The organism is Pseudarthrobacter kochi, assembly GCF_055412805.1.
The window spans coordinates 49,631-68,372 of the sequence record NZ_JBVAYV010000009.1; the positions used below are offsets into that span (position 1 = coordinate 49,631).

Annotated in this window: 20 protein-coding genes; 13 read left to right on the forward strand and 7 right to left on the reverse strand. The window is 66.5% G+C overall.

The window, feature by feature from the left end; all coding sequences use genetic code 11:
* Nucleotides 1-10 precede the first annotated feature (10 nt).
* The 3 genes from gcvT (at nt 11) to glyA (ending at nt 3,085) form a co-directional block, all read left to right on the forward strand.
* Nucleotides 11-1,144 (forward strand): glycine cleavage system aminomethyltransferase GcvT, encoded by a 1,134-nt coding sequence (gene gcvT / locus ACZY0Y_RS07030; protein WP_463957211.1) that lies wholly within the window; start codon nt 11-13, stop codon nt 1,142-1,144.
* Nucleotides 1,145-1,376: 232 nt separating this feature from the next.
* Nucleotides 1,377-1,760, forward strand: a complete 384-nt coding sequence (gene gcvH / locus ACZY0Y_RS07035) for a glycine cleavage system protein GcvH (RefSeq protein ID WP_463880934.1) — start codon at nt 1,377-1,379, stop codon at nt 1,758-1,760.
* On the forward strand, nt 1,757-3,085 hold the full coding sequence (gene glyA, locus ACZY0Y_RS07040; protein ID WP_463880932.1) for a serine hydroxymethyltransferase: 1,329 nt from the start codon (nt 1,757-1,759) through the stop codon (nt 3,083-3,085). The genes gcvH and glyA overlap by 4 nt, the downstream gene beginning before the upstream one ends.
* 8 nt (nt 3,086-3,093) lie before the next feature.
* Here glyA and ACZY0Y_RS07045 read toward each other — a convergent pair whose 3' ends face one another.
* The gene (locus tag ACZY0Y_RS07045) at nt 3,094-3,228 is read right to left on the reverse strand and encodes a hypothetical protein (RefSeq protein ID WP_463957212.1); all 135 of its coding nucleotides are present in this window, start codon (nt 3,226-3,228) and stop codon (nt 3,094-3,096) included.
* 25 nt (nt 3,229-3,253) lie between these two features.
* Here ACZY0Y_RS07045 and ACZY0Y_RS07050 point away from each other — a divergent pair, with 25 nt between their 5' ends.
* Nucleotides 3,254-4,675: an L-serine ammonia-lyase gene (locus tag ACZY0Y_RS07050; RefSeq protein ID WP_463957213.1), complete on the forward strand. Its 1,422-nt coding sequence runs from the start codon at nt 3,254-3,256 to the stop codon at nt 4,673-4,675.
* Nucleotide 4,676: 1 nt separating this feature from the next.
* Here the strand turns inward: ACZY0Y_RS07050 and ACZY0Y_RS07055 are convergent, their stop codons facing one another.
* Nucleotides 4,677-5,231 carry a TspO/MBR family protein gene (locus tag ACZY0Y_RS07055; RefSeq protein WP_463880926.1) on the reverse strand — a complete coding sequence of 185 codons (555 nt, stop codon included), beginning with the start codon at nt 5,229-5,231 and terminating at the stop codon, nt 4,677-4,679.
* Nucleotides 5,232-5,346: 115 nt separating this feature from the next.
* Between ACZY0Y_RS07055 and ACZY0Y_RS07060 the strand changes: the two genes are divergently transcribed.
* Both ACZY0Y_RS07060 and ACZY0Y_RS07065 read left to right on the forward strand, forming a co-directional pair.
* Nucleotides 5,347-6,420, forward strand: coding sequence for a lipid II:glycine glycyltransferase FemX (locus tag ACZY0Y_RS07060; RefSeq protein ID WP_463880924.1), 1,074 nt, complete (start codon nt 5,347-5,349; stop codon nt 6,418-6,420).
* Between the two features lie 33 nt (nt 6,421-6,453).
* On the forward strand, nt 6,454-7,950 hold the full coding sequence (locus ACZY0Y_RS07065; RefSeq protein WP_463957214.1) for a threonine/serine exporter family protein: 1,497 nt from the start codon (nt 6,454-6,456) through the stop codon (nt 7,948-7,950).
* A 66-nt stretch (nt 7,951-8,016) separates the two neighbouring features.
* Here ACZY0Y_RS07065 and ACZY0Y_RS07070 read toward each other — a convergent pair whose 3' ends face one another.
* Both ACZY0Y_RS07070 and ACZY0Y_RS07075 read right to left on the reverse strand, forming a co-directional pair.
* Nucleotides 8,017-8,856, reverse strand: a complete 840-nt coding sequence (locus ACZY0Y_RS07070; RefSeq protein ID WP_463957215.1) for a siderophore-interacting protein — start codon at nt 8,854-8,856, stop codon at nt 8,017-8,019.
* Nucleotides 8,857-8,897: 41 nt separating this feature from the next.
* Nucleotides 8,898-9,701, reverse strand: a complete 804-nt coding sequence (locus tag ACZY0Y_RS07075) for a uracil-DNA glycosylase (RefSeq protein ID WP_463957216.1) — start codon at nt 9,699-9,701, stop codon at nt 8,898-8,900.
* Nucleotides 9,702-9,800: 99 nt separating this feature from the next.
* On the opposite strand from ACZY0Y_RS07075, the gene ACZY0Y_RS07080 reads away from it, so the two are divergent.
* From ACZY0Y_RS07080 to ACZY0Y_RS07105, 6 genes are all read left to right on the forward strand, one after another.
* Nucleotides 9,801-10,118 carry a DUF3263 domain-containing protein gene (locus ACZY0Y_RS07080; protein ID WP_463880913.1) on the forward strand — a complete coding sequence of 106 codons (318 nt, stop codon included), beginning with the start codon at nt 9,801-9,803 and terminating at the stop codon, nt 10,116-10,118.
* Nucleotides 10,119-10,199: 81 nt separating this feature from the next.
* A complete protein-coding gene (locus tag ACZY0Y_RS07085; protein ID WP_463880911.1) occupies nt 10,200-10,820 on the forward strand; it encodes a LytR C-terminal domain-containing protein in 621 nt (206 codons plus the stop codon).
* A gap of 144 nt (nt 10,821-10,964) precedes the next feature.
* Nucleotides 10,965-11,171, forward strand: a complete 207-nt coding sequence (locus ACZY0Y_RS07090) for a cold-shock protein (RefSeq protein WP_463880909.1) — start codon at nt 10,965-10,967, stop codon at nt 11,169-11,171.
* Between the two features lie 95 nt (nt 11,172-11,266).
* A complete protein-coding gene (locus tag ACZY0Y_RS07095; protein WP_463957241.1) occupies nt 11,267-12,526 on the forward strand; it encodes an ABC transporter substrate-binding protein in 1,260 nt (419 codons plus the stop codon).
* A gap of 317 nt (nt 12,527-12,843) precedes the next feature.
* Nucleotides 12,844-14,481 (forward strand): chaperonin GroEL, encoded by a 1,638-nt coding sequence (groL, locus tag ACZY0Y_RS07100; protein WP_463880906.1) that lies wholly within the window; start codon nt 12,844-12,846, stop codon nt 14,479-14,481.
* Between the two features lie 149 nt (nt 14,482-14,630).
* Nucleotides 14,631-15,608 carry an RNase H family protein gene (locus ACZY0Y_RS07105; RefSeq protein WP_463957217.1) on the forward strand — a complete coding sequence of 326 codons (978 nt, stop codon included), beginning with the start codon at nt 14,631-14,633 and terminating at the stop codon, nt 15,606-15,608.
* A gap of 27 nt (nt 15,609-15,635) precedes the next feature.
* Here ACZY0Y_RS07105 and ACZY0Y_RS07110 read toward each other — a convergent pair whose 3' ends face one another.
* The 3 genes from ACZY0Y_RS07110 to ACZY0Y_RS07120 form a co-directional block, all read right to left on the reverse strand.
* Nucleotides 15,636-15,923, reverse strand: a complete 288-nt coding sequence (locus tag ACZY0Y_RS07110) for a WXG100 family type VII secretion target (RefSeq protein ID WP_463880900.1) — start codon at nt 15,921-15,923, stop codon at nt 15,636-15,638.
* 123 nt (nt 15,924-16,046) lie between these two features.
* A complete protein-coding gene (locus ACZY0Y_RS07115) occupies nt 16,047-17,552 on the reverse strand; it encodes a sensor histidine kinase (protein ID WP_463881068.1) in 1,506 nt (501 codons plus the stop codon).
* Nucleotides 17,553-17,557: 5 nt separating this feature from the next.
* Nucleotides 17,558-18,268, reverse strand: coding sequence for a response regulator transcription factor (locus ACZY0Y_RS07120; RefSeq protein WP_226776377.1), 711 nt, complete (start codon nt 18,266-18,268; stop codon nt 17,558-17,560).
* A 213-nt stretch (nt 18,269-18,481) separates the two neighbouring features.
* Here ACZY0Y_RS07120 and ACZY0Y_RS07125 point away from each other — a divergent pair, with 213 nt between their 5' ends.
* A complete protein-coding gene (locus ACZY0Y_RS07125; protein ID WP_463880898.1) occupies nt 18,482-18,742 on the forward strand; it encodes a hypothetical protein in 261 nt (86 codons plus the stop codon).

The window sequence follows — 18,742 nt, forward strand, 5'->3', positions numbered from 1 at the left end:
ACAGCCAACGATGACTGAGAACTACACGGCCCTGTACGAAGAGCACAAGAAGCTCGGCGCCTCCTTCACGGACTTCGGCGGCTGGCAGATGCCGCTGAAGTACAGCTCCGAACTTGCCGAGCACCACGCCGTCCGCACCTCCGCGGGCCTCTACGACCTCTCCCACATGGGTGAAGTCTGGGTCACCGGCGCCGATGCCGCAGCCTTCCTGGACTTCGCCCTGGTCGGCAAGATCTCCGCGATGGCGGTCGGCAAGGCCAAATACTCGCTGATCTGCAACGAGGACGGCGGCATCATCGACGACCTCATCACCTACCGGCGCGGCGAGCAGAAGTTCCTTGTGGTCCCCAACGCGGGCAACGCCAAGGTCGTAGCCGCGGCCCTGGCGGACCGGGCGGCAGGATTTAATGTCACTGTCCAGGATGCCTCCGCCGAGACCTCGCTGATCGCGGTCCAGGGCCCCAAAGCGGAGGCCATCCTGCTCCGCCTGATCCCCGCCGCCCAGCACGAGCTCGTCACCGGCCTGAAGTACTACGCCGCCGTCGACGTGCCGTTCATGGTCGGCGGCACCAGCAAGGAACTCCTCCTGGCCCGCACCGGCTACACCGGCGAGGACGGCTTCGAGATCTTCGTGTCCAACAACGACGCCGCCGCCCTCTGGCAGGCGCTCATCGCCATCGCCGAGGAAGGCGAGCTGACGCCCGCCGGTCTCGCGTCCCGCGACTCGCTCCGGCTCGAGGCCGGCATGCCGCTCTACGGCAACGAACTCTCCCTCGACGGCGACCCGTTCGCCGCCGGACTGGGCCCGGTCGTGGCGCTCTCCAAGGAAGGCGACTTCGTCGGCAAGGCAGCCCTGGCCGCCAAGAAGGAAGCCGGCGCCGGCGCCACCGCGGGCCGCAAGCTGGTCGGGCTCAAAGGCCTCGGCCGCCGGGCCGGCCGCGGCCACTACCCGGTCCTGAAGGACGGCACCACGGTCGGCGAAGTCACTTCCGGCCAGCCCAGCCCCACCCTGGGCTACCCGGTCGCCATGGCCTACGTCGACGTCGAGTTCACCGAACCCGGCACGGCCCTGGACATCGACCTGCGCGGCAAAACGGAACCCTTCGAAGTGGTCGCACTGCCTTTCTACAAACGCCAAAAGTAGCCCGGCTGTTCGCGGTTCCCGGGCGCCTCAGCGGTACCCGGCTCCGGGTTGCTTTGGCCCGTCGGACCCGACATCCTCTGCATGCTCGGTCGCGTCCGCTCAGCGGGCGCCTTCGCGACCGAGCACGCGGAGGAATTCGGTTTCCGGCCGCGTAACCCGGCCACAACCCACCACGTAACCAAGCCACAATAGATTTAGCACCAACGACCACTCCAAGACTTAGGAAGAACACATGGCAAGAGTTGCCCCTGAACTGCAGTACTCCGACGAGCACGAGTGGGTCGCCCGCGAGGCCGGGAACGTCGTGTCGATCGGCATCTCCGCCGTCGCCACCGATGCCCTCGGCGACATCGTCTACGTGGACCTGCCCGAGGTCGGCTCCGCGGTGACCGCGGGGGAGACCTGCGGCGAGGTCGAGTCGACCAAGTCCGTCTCGGACCTGTACGCCCCGGTCACCGGCGAGGTCACCGAAATCAACCCCGCCGTCGTCGACGACCCCGCGCTGATCAACAGCGACCCCTATGGCGCCGGCTGGCTTTTCAAGGTCGCCGCCGAATCCGACGGCCCGCTCCTCTCCGCCCAGGACTATGCGTCCAAGAATGGCGGCGAACTGTGAGCGGCGCAGCGACCGGCACCGAGACCGTGTTTGAGCAGGTCGTCTCTGCGAGCCTGGACGCGGACCTGTCCGCGCTGGACCCGGAGATCGCTGCCCGGATCGACGCCGAGCTGACCCGCCAGCGCGACGGCCTGGAAATGATCGCCTCGGAGAACCACACCGCCAGGGCCGTTATGCAGGCCCAGGGGTCCGTGCTGACCAACAAATACGCCGAAGGCTACCCGGGCAAGCGCTACTACGGCGGCTGCGAGCACGTGGACGTCATCGAGCAGCTCGCGATCGACCGGGTCAAGGCACTGTTCGGCGCCGAGTACGCCAACGTCCAGCCGCACTCCGGCGCGCAGGCCAACGCCTCCGTCATGCACGCGCTGATCCGCCCGGGCGACACCATCATGGGCCTGAACCTGGCGCACGGCGGGCACCTCACGCACGGCATGAAGATCAACTTCTCCGGCCGCCTGTACAACGTCATCCCGTACCAGGTCCGCGAGGACGACCACCGGATCGACATGGCCGAGGTCGAACGCCTGGCCCAGGAGCACAAGCCGCAGCTCATCGTCGCCGGCTGGTCCGCGTACGCCCGGCAGCTCGACTTTGCCGAGTTCCGCCGGATCGCCGACTCCGTGGGCGCCTACCTCATGGTGGACATGGCCCACTTCGCCGGGCTCGTGGCCGCCGGGCTGCACCCGTCGCCGGTGCCGCACGCGCACGTCACCACGTCCACCACGCACAAGACCCTGGCGGGTCCGCGCGGCGGCATCATCCTCTCCAACGACGCCGACATCGCCAAGAAGATCAACTCGGCCGTGTTCCCGGGCCAGCAGGGCGGCCCGCTCGAGCACGTCATCGCGGGCAAGGCCGTGGCCTTCAAGATCGCCGCGTCCCCGGAGTTCAAGGAACGCCAGGAGCGTGTGCTGGCCGGTGCCCGGATCCTGGCCGAGCGCCTGGTCCAGCCCGACGTCACCGCCAAGGGCATCAACGTGATCTCCGGCGGCACCGACGTGCACCTGGTCCTGGTGGACCTGCGCGAGTGCGAGCTCAACGGGCAGGAAGCCGAGGACCGCCTCGCGGACATCGACATCACCGTCAACCGCAACGCCGTCCCGTTCGACCCGCGCCCGCCGATGGTCACCTCGGGGCTGCGGATCGGCACCCCGGCGCTGGCCACCCGCGGCTTCGGCGAGGCTGCCTTTACCGAGGTTGCCGATATCATCGCGGAGGCGCTGATCGCCGACGCCGGCGCCGACCTGTCCGGTCTGCGCCACCGCGTGCAGGCACTCGCCGCCGCCCACCCGCTCTACCCCTCGGTTGCTAACCTCGCGTAGAGCCCGTATTACAGGTAGTAGAAGCAGTACAGATCACGACGCCGGGCCGCCGCCACAAGTTGCTGCCCGGCGTCGTGCATCCGGCGGAACAGCAGCCAACCGGCGGCCGCACCGCCATCCGGCAGGACCATCTGCCGGGACACAGTTTGAGCCAGTTAGGAACCGACCATGGCTGTTGGAGTCTTTGACCTTTTTTCCATCGGAATAGGGCCCTCGAGTTCACACACCGTGGGCCCGATGCGGGCTGCGGCGGTGTTTGCCGAGGAACTCAAGGCCTCCGGTGTGCTGGACCGGGTGGTGTCGCTGCGGGTGGATCTTTACGGTTCGCTGGCCGCGACCGGGCATGGGCATGGCACGATGACGGCGATCCTGCTGGGCCTGGAGGGGTTCCACCCGGAGCTGATCCTTCCCGAGGAGGTGGAGGAACGCCTCGCGGCGATCGCCGGGACCGGTATCCTGCAGCTCGCCGGTGAGGGAACAGGCGTGGCGCTGCCGTACGGGGTGCAGGATATGGTGTTGCGGCCGCTGACGATCCTGCCGCGGCACACCAACGGGATGACGTTCACGGTCGCGGGCGCCGATGGGGAGGTCCTGCACACGGCGACGTTCTTCTCCGTGGGCGGTGGTTTCATCGTCCGGGAGGGTGAGGAGGATGCGGCGTTGAAGGAACTCGATGAGTCCAAAAAGGAACTGCCGTTGCCGTTCCGGACCGCTGCGGAGTTGCTGGGCCGCTGCCAGTCCAAGGGTCTCTCGATCGGCGAGATCATGTTCGTCAACGAGCGCGCGTCCCGGACCGAGGCGGAAATCCTTGCGGGTCTGCTGCATATTTACTCGGTGATGGAGGAATGCGTTGAGGTCAGCCTCAAGCGTGAGGGGCTGTTGCCGGGCGGGTTGAAGGTCCGCCGCCGGGCACCTGACTGGCACGAACGCCTGCTCAAGGAAACCCGTGGCCAGGACCCCGGGTACCGGGACCCGAAGTACTGGCAGGAATGGGTGAACCTGATCGCGCTGGCCGTGAACGAGGAGAACGCTTCCGGTGGCCGGGTGGTCACGGCACCCACGAACGGTGCGGCCGGCATCATCCCGGCCGTGCTGTACTACGCGCTGCACTTCGCGCCCGGTATGGACAAGGCCACCCAGGCTGACCGGGACGAGACGATCGTGAAGTTCCTGCTGACCGCCGCCGCGATCGGGGTGCTGTACAAGGAACAGGCCTCGATCTCCGGTGCCGAGGTCGGCTGCCAGGGCGAGGTGGGCTCGGCGTCGTCGATGGCGGCCGCCGGGCTGGCCGAGGTTATGGGCGGGACACCGGCCCAGGTCGAAAACGCCGCGGAAATCGCGATGGAGCACAACCTCGGCCTGACCTGCGACCCGATCGGCGGGCTGGTCCAGATCCCGTGCATCGAGCGCAACGCGATCGCCGCGGCCAAGGCCATCAACGCCGCCAAGATGGCGCTCTGGGGCGACGGCACGCACCGGGTGTCCCTGGATGAAGTCATCGTGACCATGCGCGAAACCGGCAAGGACATGAGCTCCAAATACAAGGAAACCGCCATGGGCGGCCTCGCCGTCAACGTCGTGGAATGCTAAGTCAGTTGTTCAGCGCGGCCCAGAGGTTCAATGACGAGGCGAAGACGATCCAGGTGAGGTAGGGCAGCATCAGCAGCCCGGCCGTCCGGCTGATCGGTCCGAAGCATAGCACCGTGACGGCCACGGCCACCGCCAGTGCCACGATGACTCCGAAGGCCATCCACAGGGCCGGCGTGCCCAGGGCGGGGTACAGGCCAAAGAAGGCCGGGGTCCAGACCAGGTTGAGCGCAAGCTGCACGGCGTACGCGGTGAGCGCCGGCCTGGTCCGGTCGGACCGGCGGCGCCAGACCAGCCAGGCGGCCACAGCCATCGCGATGTACAGGGTGGTCCAGACCGGCCCGAACACCCAGTTCGGTGGCGACCATGGTGCCTTGTCCGCGGCGGCATACCAGCCGTTGACGTTGTTGGCCGTGGCCAGCCCGCCGAGCCCTGCAACCAGTGCGGAGGCGGCGAGGAAGACCAGCAGCCCCGGCAGCTGGGCGCCCGGCGCGCGCCGACCGGCCGCGGGTTCCCGGTTTCCGGATCCTGCGGTTACTGGTTGCTGATCGGGCGGCATGCTTCCAGCCTAACCGGTCTGTTCCGGGCGGCAGCATGGGCCCGGGCGGATAGACTTGAACCTGCATGTCCGCATGCCGCCGACGCTCGTACCGCAATGATTGGATGCCGCACCCTTGCGTGAATTCACCGCCCGTTTTGCCTCTGCCGAAGAGATCGCCAACTGGGACACCCACGTTACTGCGAACCCCAATGGCGGCAATCTCCTGCAATCGGAGGCCTTTGCCGGGGTCAAGCAGCACTTTGGCTGGAAGCCCCTGCACCTCGTGTACGAGACCGCCGACTACACGAGCTACAACCTTGTCCTGGAGAAGTCCTTCCCGCTGCTCGGCAAGCTCTGGTACCTGATCAAGGGCCCGGATGTGGCCGCTGTCGAGGATATCCCCGGCATCGCCGCAGCCAACGCCGAGTTCGTGAAGCGTGCCCGGCTGGGGGTCTTCGCCATCAAAATCGAGCCGGACATCGTGCGCTCCGAGACAGCCCGTCAGGTGATCGAAGGAGCCGGTCTGGTCAAGACCCACAACCTGCAGCCCAACGACTCGACGGCCTTGCTGGACATCTCCCCGGACGAGAACCAGCTGTTGCGCAACCTGCACTCGCGCGGCCGCAATGCCGTCCGCCGCGCCATCCGCGAGGGCGTGGAGGTCCACAACGTGGAACCCACAGACGAGAACTTCCATGCCATGTACGCGCTCATGACCAACACCGTGGAAGCCAAGTCCCAGGTCCGGGTCCGCGAATATGAGTACTACCGCCAGTTCTGGACCAACTTCATTAAGCGCGACCAGGGACGGCTGCTGTTCGTCTACGAGGACGGCGTGCCGTCAGTGGGTGCCTTTGTCATCAACTACGGCCGCAAGGGAACGTACAAGGACGGCGGCTCGCTGCAGAAGCGCAACCAGTACGGCGACTCCCACCTGGTGCAGTGGACGGCCATCAACCAGTTCAAGGAACTCGGATGCACCGAATACGATTTCTGCGGCACGCCCCCCAGCGACCAGCTCAAGGACACCTCCAACCCGTTCCACGGCCTGGGCCTGTTCAAGACCAGCTTCAGCAAGACCGTGACCGATTTTGTCGGCTGCTACGACCAGGTGCTGAGCCCACTGAAGTACAAGGCCTGGATGTCCGCCGGGGAGCGCGTCGCGCGCCAGCTCTACACCCGCCGCACGGGCCAGCAGTTTTACTAAACCGGCTGCCACGGAGATTTTGAGGACGCCGGAATGACCAAGGAAACCGACGGCCGCCGACGGCCGCACACCGACGGATTGCCCAAGACCGAGCCGATGTCTGCCTCGCAGGTGCGCCAGAATGCCGCCGGCAAGCGGATGCTGCGCCGTCTGGTCCAGGGGGAGAACCCGCCGACCGCTCCAATGAGCATCGTGGACCGCCTGGCGGGCAGCCCGTATGCCAACCCGATGATCCAGGTGGGCGGGGTGGACACTTCCGCCCGCAAGACCATCGACTTCGCGCTGCACCTGGCCGAGTCCATGTTCCGGTACGGTGCCGGCGCCCTCGAAGTGGAAACCAGCATCATCGCCATCACCGCCGCCCTGGGGCTGAAGAACATCGAGGTGGACATCACCAACCAGTCGGTGGCCATCAACTATGCCCCGAAGGACCAGACGCCCATCACTCTGCTACGCGTCGTGCGGTCGTGGACCAACAACTACGCCGGTCTCTCCCAGGTGCACCAGCTGGTCACCGAAATCGTGGCCGGCGGGGTGGGGCGTGAGGAGGCCGTGCGCCGGCTGGAGGAGATCACCCGCAGCGCCAAGCCCTTCCCGCGCTGGATGGTCACAGTGGCGTTCGGCGTCTTTTCCGCTGCCTTTGTCGGCGTGCTGGGCGGCGGACCCGGTGCGTCCGTGGTTGCTTTCCTGTCCAACCTGCTGGTCAGCCTGCTGGCCCGGCAGCTGGGCCGCTGGCGTACCCCGGACTTCTTCATCACGGCGGCCTGCTCGTTCCTGGTCACGTTTATCGCCCTGCTGCTGTGGCGGTTCGGCGGTCTGGTGGGGTTCCAGATCGCCCCCGAAATCGTGGTGGTCGGCGGCATCCTGCTGCTCCTGCCGACCGGCCGGCTGGTTTCCTCGGTGCAGGACGCGATTAACGGCTTCCCGGTCACGGCCGCCGGCCGGTTCGTCTCCACGATGTTGACTTTCGGCGCGCTCGTCGCGGGCATCGCCGTAGGATTCGTGGTGGGGGACATGATGGCGATGGAACCCATCGACGTCACCAAGACATTCCCGCCGGCGTATGACTTATGGGTGGTGGTCATTCTGATCGCCGTCGCAGTCCTGATGATCGGCATCACCGAACAGACCAGCTGGACCCTGCTCCTGCCGACCGCGGCCGTGGGCGTGGTGGGTTATCTGGTCCTGATCGGGGCTGACGCCCTGGGCATCGGGATGCGTTTTTCGCCCGCACTGGCAGCTGTGGTCATCGGGCTCACGGCCCGGGTGGTGGCACTCCGGATGGGCGCACCGCAGCTGGTCGTCGCTGTTCCCGCCGCCCTGATCCTGTTGCCGGGCCTCACTATATTCCGGTCCATGTATGTATTGACGATTGAGGAATCGGAGATCCTGCTGGGTGCGGGGGGCATGCTCAATGCCGGCGCCATCGTGATGGGCGTCGCGGCCGGCATCGTGCTCGGTGACACCCTGGCCCGGCCCCTGACCCGCAGCCTGGCCAGCAACGAACGACGCCGGGCGCGGCGCCGCTAGGTCCCGACGGCGTGGCGGCGGGCCTCGGCGTCGTGATGGCAAACGTGGGGAAAGTCCGCGGCGCCGTCAGATCTTCCCGATGGGGAGCTTCTTCTCGGCCTGGAAGTCGTCCTCCACCCTGCCCTTCGCCCAATAGCCGGACAGCGAAACCTGGGAGCGCTCCAGAGCCCGCTGGGCGTAGAACACGTCCCGCAGGATCTTCATGTAGCCGCGCTCCCCGTGCGCAAAGACCTGCACCCGGCCTTCAGGCCAGACGGAATCCCGCACGGCAGTGACCAGCAGGTCACTGGCGCCGGCAGGCACGCCGCCGCGCATAAGCCAGTGCAGCTCGACGCCGACCGGCGCGGCAATGTCCTGGATATCGGCGCCGCCATCCACCTCGAGGAAGGCAAGGCCACGGGCATCCGCCGGAAGCGATTCGATGGAGGCAGCGATGGCCGGCAGGGCGGATTCGTCGCCCGCGAACAGGTACCAGTCCACGGCCGGATCCGGGTTGTAGCCGCCCCCCGGGCCGGTGAAGACCAGGGCGTCGCCGGGCCGGGCGGACGCCGCCCACGGACCGGCGAGGCCTTCGTCGCCGTGGATCACGAAGTCGATGGCGATTTCCCCGGCCGCCTCGTCGACCCAGCGGACGGTGTAGGTCCTGGTGTGCGGCCACTGGTCGCGAGGCAAGGTCTCCCGGATCGCCCAGAGGTCCAGTGGCTCCGGGTACTCGACCCCGGGCTGCGGAAACACGATCTTGATGTACCGGTCCACGTAGGCGTTGTTCACGTAGCCGGCGAAACCCGGACCCCCGGCAATGATCCGGACCATGTGCGGCGAGAGCTGCTCGCGGCGCAGGACGGTGAGATTGGTCTGCGGGCGGGAATTCCGGGTGGCCGAGGTGGCGGCGGGGACTGAGGTCATGGGTCAAGCCTAGCTAAAGTGCCTGTGCGGAACCCTGACTGTTAAGCGGGCCAGGGGAGCGGCGGGAGTTCCCAATCCACAGTGCCATCGCCTTGTTCCTGGAGCAGGGTGTTGGTGTGGCTGAACGGCCGGGAGCCGAAGAAGCCCCGTGAGGCTGAGAGCGGACTCGGGTGGGCGCTGGCGAGCACCGGTGTGGGACCCAGCAGCGGCCGGACGGTCCCGGCGTCCCTGCCCCAGAGGATCGCCACGAGTGGCGCGCGGGAGCCGCCGGCTGTGACACGGTTGGCCACGGCACTGATCGCCGCTGCTGTGATGGCTTCCCAACCCTTGTTCCGGTGCGATCCTGCTGCCCCTGACCGGACGCTGAGGACCCTGTTGAGGAGCAGCACACCCTGTTCCGCCCAGCCACTGAGGTCACCGTGGATCCGCGGCGGCAGCCCCAGGTCGGCGTCGAGCTCTCTGTAAATGTTGGCAAGGCTGCGCGGGATGGGCCGGGTGGCGCCGTCCACAGCGAAGGACAGCCCGACGGCATGGCCGGGGGTCGGATACGGGTCCTGGCCCACTATCAAGACCCGGACGCCCGCCAGAGGCTGCCGGAACGCCCGCAAAACGTTCGACGGCGCCGGCAGGACATCGTGGCCCCCGGCAACTTCCCGGCCCAGGAAAGCCAGGACGTCGCGCAACTGCCCCTCGACCGGGGCCAGCGCCTCGGCCCAGCCGGCGGCCACGAGTTCATACAAGGGCAGGCTGGCCATCTCCTCGAAGCTGACGGACTGGCTCGACGCCGGCTCCAGCTCGAAAAGGGCATCGGAATCAGGCGAGTCGGAGTTAGGCACAGGGCCCATTCTCGCAGGGTGGCAAATGACAACCCTGTTATTCGCCCGTAGCATGGGGGAAGACTTTTCACCGGATCCAGCCGTAACGGAACAAGCAGGGAGTGTGTCATGGCCGAGCAAGCGCAAGAGCACCTGTCGACGGCGGAATCGCCTGCCGCCGGGACCAGCCCCGAGTCGCCGCTGAGCAGCCGGGACCAGCAGATGCTGGCGCTGGAACGGCAATGGTGGAAGTACGCCGGCGCCAAGGAACAAGCCATCCGCGAGCTCTTCGACCTCTCCGCCACGCACTACTACCAGATCCTCAATGCCCTCATCGACACCGAGGATGCACTGGCCCACGATCCCATGTTGGTGAAGAGATTGCGTAGACTACGTACGTCACGCCAACGTGCGCGGACTGCTCGCCGCTTAGGCTCAGACGCGTAAAAGCACAGCCGAATGCGCGGATTCCCGCGCGGAAGCCGGCGTGGTCAATTCGTCAGAAATCAGCAAGGACATCGTTTCACCATGACCAAATACGCTCGGGATGAATTTGATCGGGTCCCGGAGACCTCCGCACGTCAGGGTGTCCACCGGGCAGTTGCCGAATCCCGCCACCGCCGCCGTTTGGTTCCCATCCTGGCCGTCGGCGCCGCAGCCCTGGCCATCGGCCTCGTGGCCTTCCTGTTCATGCCGAAACTCGGCTTCACCTCGGCCGGAGACACCCTGGCGGTTTCGGCTGAGCAGAGCGGCAGCAGCGCCGCCGCGTCCCCCGCTCCCACGGCGTCCAGCGAGGCCCCCGCGAGCCAGACGGCCAGCGAGACGCCGTCCGCGCCTGCTGCGCCCCCCGCTACCCCCTCGGCGGTTGCCGCCATCGACAAGACCCAGCCGGTAGCAGTCTTCAACGGCACCACGACCGCCGGACTGGCGAACCGCGTGGGCAGTACGGTCTCCACCGCCGGCTGGACCCTCGGCACACTCGGAAACTGGGGCGGGGTGCCCCAGCAGCGCTCCGTGATCTTCTACAGCGGCGCCGCGCAGAAGGGCAATGCCCAGGCCCTCGGCCAGCTCCTCGGCATCCCCAGCATGGTGGACTCGGCCGAATTCCAACTGCCGCTCGTCGTCGTCCTGGCGCCCGGTTTCAAGTAATTCCTTCCGGTGACGCCTGAATACTATTGGCTGCCGGACCCGTCCCCGTTCTGCGCCACTGCCTGAGCCTGTGGGTACAGTATTTGCATTCCGCCGCCCACAATGTGGTGGGGCGCCCGCCAGCCGACTGAAAGTGTGATCACCATGGCATTGGGAACCGTCAAATGGTTCAACGCCGAAAAGGGCTACGGCTTCATCACCGTGGACGGCTCCGGGGCCGACGTCTTCGTGCACTGGTCAGCCATAGCGGGGGACGGCTACCGTGCCCTGGACGAGGGCCAACGCGTGGAACTCGAAGTCGGCGAGGGCGAAAAAGGGCCGCAGGCCGAAAGCGTCCGGCCCGCCCCGTGACCTTCACCGCCGCGTCGCACGGGCCGCAGGACCCTGCCGAAAAAGCCACCGCCCGAAAGGCCGCCGGCAGCACTGTCCGACGCCGGGCTGTGGCACTGCGGCTGGGCCGTGCCGCCGCCGTGGCAACAGCGGCCGCGCTGACCACCACCGCCTGCCTGGGGCCGACAGGCGGCGCCCGCGTGGAGCAGGCAGACGCGAGCGGTGACGGCACCCTGCGGATCGGGCTGATCCTTGACAACACCGGCCCGCAGAATTTCCTCAACGCCCCCCAGCTGGCCGCCGCGAAACTTGCGGTCAAGGAAATCAACGCTGGCGGCGGTCACAAGGGCAAGCCGGTGGAGTTGCTGCCGACAACCATCAGCGGGGACACCGCAGCGCAGGCAAAGGCGCTGGCTGCGGCCAAAGCCGACGTCGTCATCGGTCCGACGGACTCCAGCCGGGCGCCCGCCGCCATCGATGTCCTGGCCAATGCCAGGATCGCCATGATTTCGCCCGCGAACTCCGCCAGCGGGCTCAGCGGCTATGAGAGCAAGGGCTACTACTTCCGCACCTCGGCGGCCGACATCGCGCAGGCACCAGTCCTGGTCAAGCTCGCCAAGGACGGCGGCGCGGCAAGTATTGCCGTCGTGTACGAGGAAGGCAGCTACGGCAAGGACGTGTCCAACGCAGTGGCCGCCGCTGCCAAACAGTCCGGCCTCGGGACCGTCGCCGTCACCGCGTTCGCCCCGGGCCATGCGCAGCAGGCGGCCGCTGCCGCAAAAGCCGCGGCTCCCGACGCCGTCGTGCTTGTCGCCCGTGCAGGGGCCCAGGGCGCGATCGCCGAACTGAACAACGCCGGGGTTGCCGGGAAGAAACTCATTCTCAGCGACGGGGCGGTCAACCAGTACGGTTCCGGCCTCGGCTCCAGTGCCCTCGACGGTACGCGCGGGATCCTTCCGGGGACCTTTGCCTCCGCACACTTCCAGGGCGAACTGGTGTCCGTGGATCCGCAGCTGCAGGACATGACCTTCGCCGCGGAGACCTACGACGCCGTCAACCTCGCCGCCGTCGCGGCCGCCGCGGCGCAGGACGACGCCGGAGCCTCCATTGCGGCCGGCCTGATCGCTGTCTCGGGCGGCAAGGTCCAGACCTCCGGCAGCGGACCCTCCGGCGACGCCGCGGTGTGCAAGAACTACCAGGAGTGCCTCGACCTTCTCCGGGCCGGCAAGCGCCCCGACTACGATGGGGAATCCGGGCGGATCGGCTTCGATGCCCACGGTGACGTCAGCTCCGCAAACTACGTGGTCTATACCTATGGGGCGGACAACATGTCGACCATGAGCGGCAGTGAAACGGCCAGCAGCAGCGGCAGTTAATCGCCCGTAGCGTATTGAGTCGTGCCGGAGTGGCCCCAGCTGGCCGATACTGGCCTTCCGGCACGTCCACTGCTTGCACTCTCCCCGGGGGAGTGCTAATTATTGAGTTAGCACTCCCGCGTATTGACTGCTAAAACGACGCCCGGTTCGCCCGGCCGCGAAGTTGCAGCAGGCGATCCTGGAGCGAAAGAAACACCTGGCTGGGGTGAGATCCCTGGCCCAGCGGCATACAGAGGCCGCCGGGCAAGGATCGTCCGTCGCGGGCACCGCAGCTTAGGTTCATTCTTAACGACTGTCCCGAAAGGACTACTGCCGTTATGGCCAAGATCATTGCATTTGATGAAGAGGCACGCCGCGGTCTTGAGCGGGGCCTGAACATCCTCGCCGACGCCGTCAAGGTCACCCTCGGCCCGCGTGGACGCAACGTCGTCCTCGAAAAGAAGTGGGGCGCCCCCACGATCACCAACGATGGTGTTTCCATCGCCAAGGAGATCGAGCTGGACGATCCTTACGAGAAGATCGGCGCCGAGCTGGTCAAGGAAGTTGCCAAGAAGACGGATGACGTCGCTGGCGACGGAACCACCACCGCTACCGTGCTGGCTCAGGCCCTGGTCAAGGAAGGCCTGCGCAACGTCGCGGCCGGAGCTGATCCCCTGTCCCTCAAGCGCGGCATCGAAAAGGCTGTTGAAGCCGTCACCCGCGAGCTCCTGGCCTCCGCCAAGGAAATCGAAACCAAGGAAGAGATTGCCGCCACCGCGTCCATCTCTGCCGGTGACAACGAGATTGGCGCCCTGATTGCCGAGGCCCTGGATAAGGTCGGCAAGGAAGGTGTCATCACCGTCGAGGAGTCGAACACCTTCGGCCTCGAGCTGGAGCTCACCGAAGGCATGCGCTTCGACAAGGGCTACATCTCCGCTTACTTCGTCACCGACGCCGAGCGCCAGGAAACGGTCCTTGAGGATCCGTACATCCTGATCGTCAACTCCAAGATCTCCAACGTCAAGGAACTGGTTGCTGTCCTCGAAAAGGTCATGCAGTCCTCCAAGCCGCTGCTGATCATTGCCGAAGACATCGAGGGCGAGGCCCTGGCCACCCTGATCGTCAACAAGATCCGTGGCACCTTCAAGTCCGTCGCCGTCAAGGCTCCGGGCTTCGGCGACCGCCGCAAGGCGCAGCTCGCCGACATCGCCATCCTCACCGGTGGCCAGGTCATCTCCGAGGAAGTCGGCCTCAAGCTTGAGACCGCCGGCCTCGAACTCCTGGGCCGCGCCCGCAAGGTTGTTGTGACCAAGGACGAGACCACCATCGTCGAGGGGGCAGGCGACGCCGACCAGATCGCCGGCCGCGTCTCCCAGATCCGTTCCGAGATCGAGAACTCCGATTCGGACTACGACCGCGAGAAGCTGCAGGAACGCCTGGCCAAGCTGGCCGGCGGCGTTGCAGTCATCAAGGCCGGTGCCGCAACCGAGGTCGAGCTCAAGGAACGCAAGCACCGCATCGAGGACGCTGTCCGCAACGCGAAGGCTGCTGTTGAAGAGGGCATCGTCGCCGGCGGTGGTGTTGCCCTGATCCAGGCCGGCCTCAAGGCTTTCGCCAACCTGAACCTCACGGGTGACGAAGCAACCGGCGCGAACATCGTCCGCGTTGCCATCGACGCTCCGCTGAAGCAGATCGCCTTCAACGCCGGCCTCGAGCCCGGCGTTGTGGTCGACAAGGTCCGCGGCCTGCCCGCAGGCCACGGCCTGAACGCTGCAACCGGCGAATACGTCGACCTGCTGGCTGCCGGCATCAACGACCCGGTCAAGGTCACCCGCTCTGCACTGCAGAACGCGGCATCCATTGCCGGCTTGTTCCTCACCACCGAGGCCGTTGTGGCCGACAAGCCGGAGAAGAACGCTCCGGCCATGGGTGGCGGCGACGACATGGGCGGCATGGGAGGCATGGGCGGTTTCTAACCACCCGGCTTCCGGGGCCGGGAAACCGGCCCTGAATGTCCCGTTCAACGACGGCGGTCCCTCCTTCGGGTGGGGCCGCCGCCGGCGTTAATCCAGGCTTACTGCCGGCGGGGACAGCGTTGGCGGCGACGGTCTGGCAGGATGGTGCAGTGACAATTACAGCAGCAGCCGACGGTTCGGCTTTAGGAAATCCCGGCCCGGCCGGATGGGCCTGGTACGTGGACGACGACTGCTGGGGGGCCGGGGGATGGCCGCACGGCACCAACAACATGGGCGAGCTCATGGCCGTGCTGGACCTCTTCCGCTCCACAGCGCACCTGCCGGGCGAGGATCTGCACATCCTTTGCGACAGCCAGTACGTCATCAACTCCGTCACCAAATGGATGCCGGGCTGGAAGCGCAAGGGCTGGCGCAAGTCTGACGGCAAGCCCGTGATGAACGTCGAGCTGCTCAAGGAAATTGACCAGGCGCTGGTCGGCCGCAAGTACACGTTCGAATGGGTGCGCGGCCACGCCGGGCATGACCTTAACGAGGCAGCGGATGACCGCGCCAGGGCCGCTGCCACGGCTTACCAGCAGGGCGTGGCCGTGCGCCAGGGGCCAGGGTTCGGCGCCGCGGCCGGGGCACCGTCTTTGGCAGCCCCGCCAGCACCTGCGGGCGCGCAGGCGGTGCCCCAGGGCGCGCCGACCGGCCAGCAGCAGTTGTTCGCCGAGCCTTCGCTCTTCGACGAGCCGGACCTCTTCAGCGAGTTCGACGAGGACACTACGCCCGCCCCGGGCACGGACGCGAGCCCGGAAGCAATCGTCGAGGCACTGGAGCGTGAGCTCCTCCGGCCGGAAACGCGTGCCGACATCGGACGCACCGGTGTGCTGCTGCACCCGGATTTTACCGAAATCGGCAGCTCTGGCCGGATGTGGACCCGGGACGCCGTGATGATGTCCCTGGCGGAGCAGCCCGGCGGCCCCGCCGAGCTGGAGGTGCTCGGCGCAGACCGGCTGGGGGAGCAGGCCGTGCTCCTGACCTACCGCAGCCAAACCCGGTCGGGAACGGCGCTGCGCAGCTCCCTGTGGGTCCACGACGGCGCGCAATGGCGGCTCCGCTTCCACCAGGGCACCCCCGAGGCGTGAGCCGTTCTCCGGCGGACAGGCGGCCGGTCAGCTGAAACGCTGGGTGTTGTTCAGTTCGGCCTGGGCGTAGCTCACCGCTGCGGAGTTCAGCGCCAGGTTGATGGACGCCAGGGACGCCTCGACTTTTCCCTGGGTCAGGGTCCACTCGGACACCAGGGCATGGAAGTTGGTGGCCGCCGGGCCGCGCCACGTGGCCTGCAGCTCGTCGAGCCCGCGTTTCATGGCCTGCACGTCGGCGCTGATCCGGTCGACCGTGGCTTTGACGGTTGCCGACTTGAGCTCGAGGAGTTCAGTATCGACGGAGATAATGCTCATGGGATGACCTCTCTGCAGTGGATGCTCCGGGATATCCGGTCACCCCGAGCCTAGGAAATCCACCAGGTCCCCGGAAGCGGGTGGCCCGCCTATGTGGATAAGGCCGCAACGATCGCGAAAAGCCTAGTTCCCGGTACCGCCACCGGAGGAGGCCGTTTCACCGGCGACCGTGCTGTCGGCCGAACCGTCGTCCGCCGCCACCCCGTCCAGATAGGGCAGGCTGACCACCAGGGTCGCCCCGCCGCCATCGGTCTTCGCGGCCCTGACCGTGCCGGCATGCGAGCCGACAATGGCCGCGACAATAGCCAGTCCCAGACCGCTGCCGCCGGTCTCCCGCGTTCGGGAAGTGTCCGCCCGGTAAAACCGCTCAAAGATCCTCGCGGCTTCCTCATCGGGAACCCCCGGGCCGTGGTCGCGGACCTCGATCACGGACTGCCGGCGGCCGTCCGCGGCGGTCCGTACGCCGACGGCAAGTTCGATCGGCGTTCCCTCGGGCGTGTAGCGCAAGGCGTTGCCCACCAGATTCCCCACGACCTGCCGCAATTTAGCCTCGTCGCCAATGACCGGCGCCGGTGCCGGCGGACGGCCCTCCAGCCCGGCCAGTGAGATGGTGCGTCCGCGGTCGCTCGCCTGGGTGTCAACCACGGCGTCATTGGCAATCAGCAGCAGATCGGCGGGCTTCTGCTGCAACGGGCGCTGCTCGTCGATCCTGGCGAGCAGCAGCAGGTCCTCCACCATGGTCCCCATCCGCTTGGCTTCGCTTTCGATTCGGCCCATGGCAGTCGCCACGTCCGCCGGGGTGGCGAGGGCGCCTTGCCGGTACAGCTCGGAGAAGCCGCGGATCGTGACGAGGGGGGTGCGCAGTTCATGGGAGGCGTCGGCGGCGAAGCGGCGCATCTTCGCTTCCGAGGCCATCCGGGCGGCGAAGGCAGTTTCAATGTGGGCGAGCATTGCGTTAAGGGAGGTGCCCAGCCGGCCCACCTCAGTGTGGGGCGTGTCGACGTCGACACGCCGGGAGAGATCGCCGGCCGCAATGGCTGCAGCCGTTTTTTCGACCCGGGCCAGCGGCCGGAAGGACCGGGAGATGCTCCACGTGGCGATGAAAAATGCCAGGATAAGGGTCAGCAGCCCGACGCCGACCACCACCAGGACCGCGTGTTCCATCACGGAATCGACCGGCCACAAGGGGAGGCCGATGACAACGACGGAGGTTCGCTCATTGCTGTCGACGACGTTGAGGGCGACCACCCGCCAGTTGTGCCCGTCCGTTCCGCGGACCTGGAACGGGACCTGCTGGAGACCGACAACATCCGCGGGGCTGATACCGGTGATTTCCGGGTGTATTTTCTTGTCTCCGCCGAACGGCACAGGCTTCTGTCCCGGCGCGAACAGCATCAGCGAGTAGTCGGTAGGGATGTTCTGGTTCTGGTCCTGCAGTTGGCTAAAGGACTGTTGCTGCCGGACCGAGGCGACGGCGGCCCGGAGCTTGTCGTCGACCTGCCCCTGGAGGTAGCTGTGCAGCAGGGTCAGGGTTCCTGCACCGGTGGCAGTGAGGGCCACCAGCATCAGGGCGGTCATGATGGCGACCAGCTGTGACCTCAGCGACGCCGACTTCCAACGGTGGAGCAACAAGGTCAGCGCTTCTCGGCCGTCCGCAGCACGTAGCCCACACCCCGTTTGGTCTGGATGAGGGCCGGCGCGTCGGGATCGATGTCCACCTTGCGGCGCAGGTAGGAGATGTAAGACTCAACGATCGAGGCGTCTCCGTTGAAGTCGTATTCCCAAACGTGGTCCAGGATCTGGGCCTTGGACAGCACCCGGTTGGGGTTCAGCATGAGGTACCGCAGGAGCTTGAATTCGGTGGGGGACAACTCGATCACCGTCCCGCCGCGGCGGACTTCGTGGGCGTCGTCGTCGAGCTCCAGGTCGTCGACGCGGATCACCGCATCGTCATCCTGCAGGGGCTGCGTGCGGCGAAGAACAGCACGGATCCGTGCCACGACCTCGTCGAGGCTGAACGGTTTGGTGACATAGTCGTCGCCGCCCACCGTCAGCCCCATGACCTTGTCTTCGGTGTCGTCCTTGGCGGTCAAAAAAAGGACGGGAAAGTGCTTTCCTGCCGCGCGCAGCCGTCTGGTGACGGTGAAACCGTCCATATCGGGCAGCATCACGTCCAGGACCGCCAAGTCCGGGGCATGGAGTTCCGCGGCGGCCAGGGCTTCGCGGCCGTTGGACGCCGAGACGACTTCAAAGCCGGCAAAGCGCAGCGAGGTAGAGAGCAGCTCGCGGATGTTTGGTTCATCATCGACGACGAGCAGCTTGGCTTCGGGACCGTTCTTTTTCATAGTTCCCATGATCCTCCCAGAATCTGGGAGTTTTCTGAACACTGGATGTGTGTTGAGTGTGTACGGGGGGCGGCGACGGTAAGCACGGATACGGTCGGAGGGTCAAACTGCAGGGCAATACCATTCCCCTGCACGAGCACCGCCAGTAGAGTGACCCTATCGAAAACACTCTGCCGCGGCGGCTTGGGCGGTACTCAATGAAGAGGACACAAAGTGACGACTGAGAGCAACCCATTGGACAGTGCCGGACCTGCGGACCGGAGTATCCGCGACTGGGCAGATCTTGCCGAGGAGATGTGGTCGTATCTGACCGGCAAAGGCGCTGCCATCAACTACAACTTCATTGATATGACCATCGAAGTTCCCCGCGACATCGGCCCGGACGCGCCGCGCGCCACCTGGAAGCTGAACGGAAGCCTTCGAGTGACCACCAGCGATAAGGATGCCTTGGGTTCCGACGAGAACAGGGGCTGA

Bases quoted from the DNA above. Each gene is read 5' to 3' on its own strand.
- gcvH (WP_463880934.1), top strand. From the start codon at position 1,377: ATGGCAAGAGTTGCCCCTGAACTGCAGTACTCCGACGAGCACGAGTGG.
- ACZY0Y_RS07085 (WP_463880911.1), top strand. From the start codon at position 10,200: ATGACCAAATACGCTCGGGATGAATTTGATCGGGTCCCGGAGACCTCC.
- ACZY0Y_RS07055 (WP_463880926.1), bottom strand. From the start codon at position 5,231: ATGCCGCCCGATCAGCAACCAGTAACCGCAGGATCCGGAAACCGGGAA.
- groL (WP_463880906.1), top strand. From the start codon at position 12,844: ATGGCCAAGATCATTGCATTTGATGAAGAGGCACGCCGCGGTCTTGAG.
- ACZY0Y_RS07065 (WP_463957214.1), top strand. From the start codon at position 6,454: ATGACCAAGGAAACCGACGGCCGCCGACGGCCGCACACCGACGGATTG.
- ACZY0Y_RS07070 (WP_463957215.1), bottom strand. From the start codon at position 8,856: ATGACCTCAGTCCCCGCCGCCACCTCGGCCACCCGGAATTCCCGCCCG.
- ACZY0Y_RS07080 (WP_463880913.1), top strand. From the start codon at position 9,801: ATGGCCGAGCAAGCGCAAGAGCACCTGTCGACGGCGGAATCGCCTGCC.
- gcvT (WP_463957211.1), top strand. From the start codon at position 11: ATGACTGAGAACTACACGGCCCTGTACGAAGAGCACAAGAAGCTCGGC.
- ACZY0Y_RS07110 (WP_463880900.1), bottom strand. From the start codon at position 15,923: ATGAGCATTATCTCCGTCGATACTGAACTCCTCGAGCTCAAGTCGGCA.
- ACZY0Y_RS07120 (WP_226776377.1), bottom strand. From the start codon at position 18,268: ATGAAAAAGAACGGTCCCGAAGCCAAGCTGCTCGTCGTCGATGATGAA.
- ACZY0Y_RS07075 (WP_463957216.1), bottom strand. From the start codon at position 9,701: ATGGGCCCTGTGCCTAACTCCGACTCGCCTGATTCCGATGCCCTTTTC.
- ACZY0Y_RS07050 (WP_463957213.1), top strand. From the start codon at position 3,254: ATGGCTGTTGGAGTCTTTGACCTTTTTTCCATCGGAATAGGGCCCTCG.
- ACZY0Y_RS07090 (WP_463880909.1), top strand. From the start codon at position 10,965: ATGGCATTGGGAACCGTCAAATGGTTCAACGCCGAAAAGGGCTACGGC.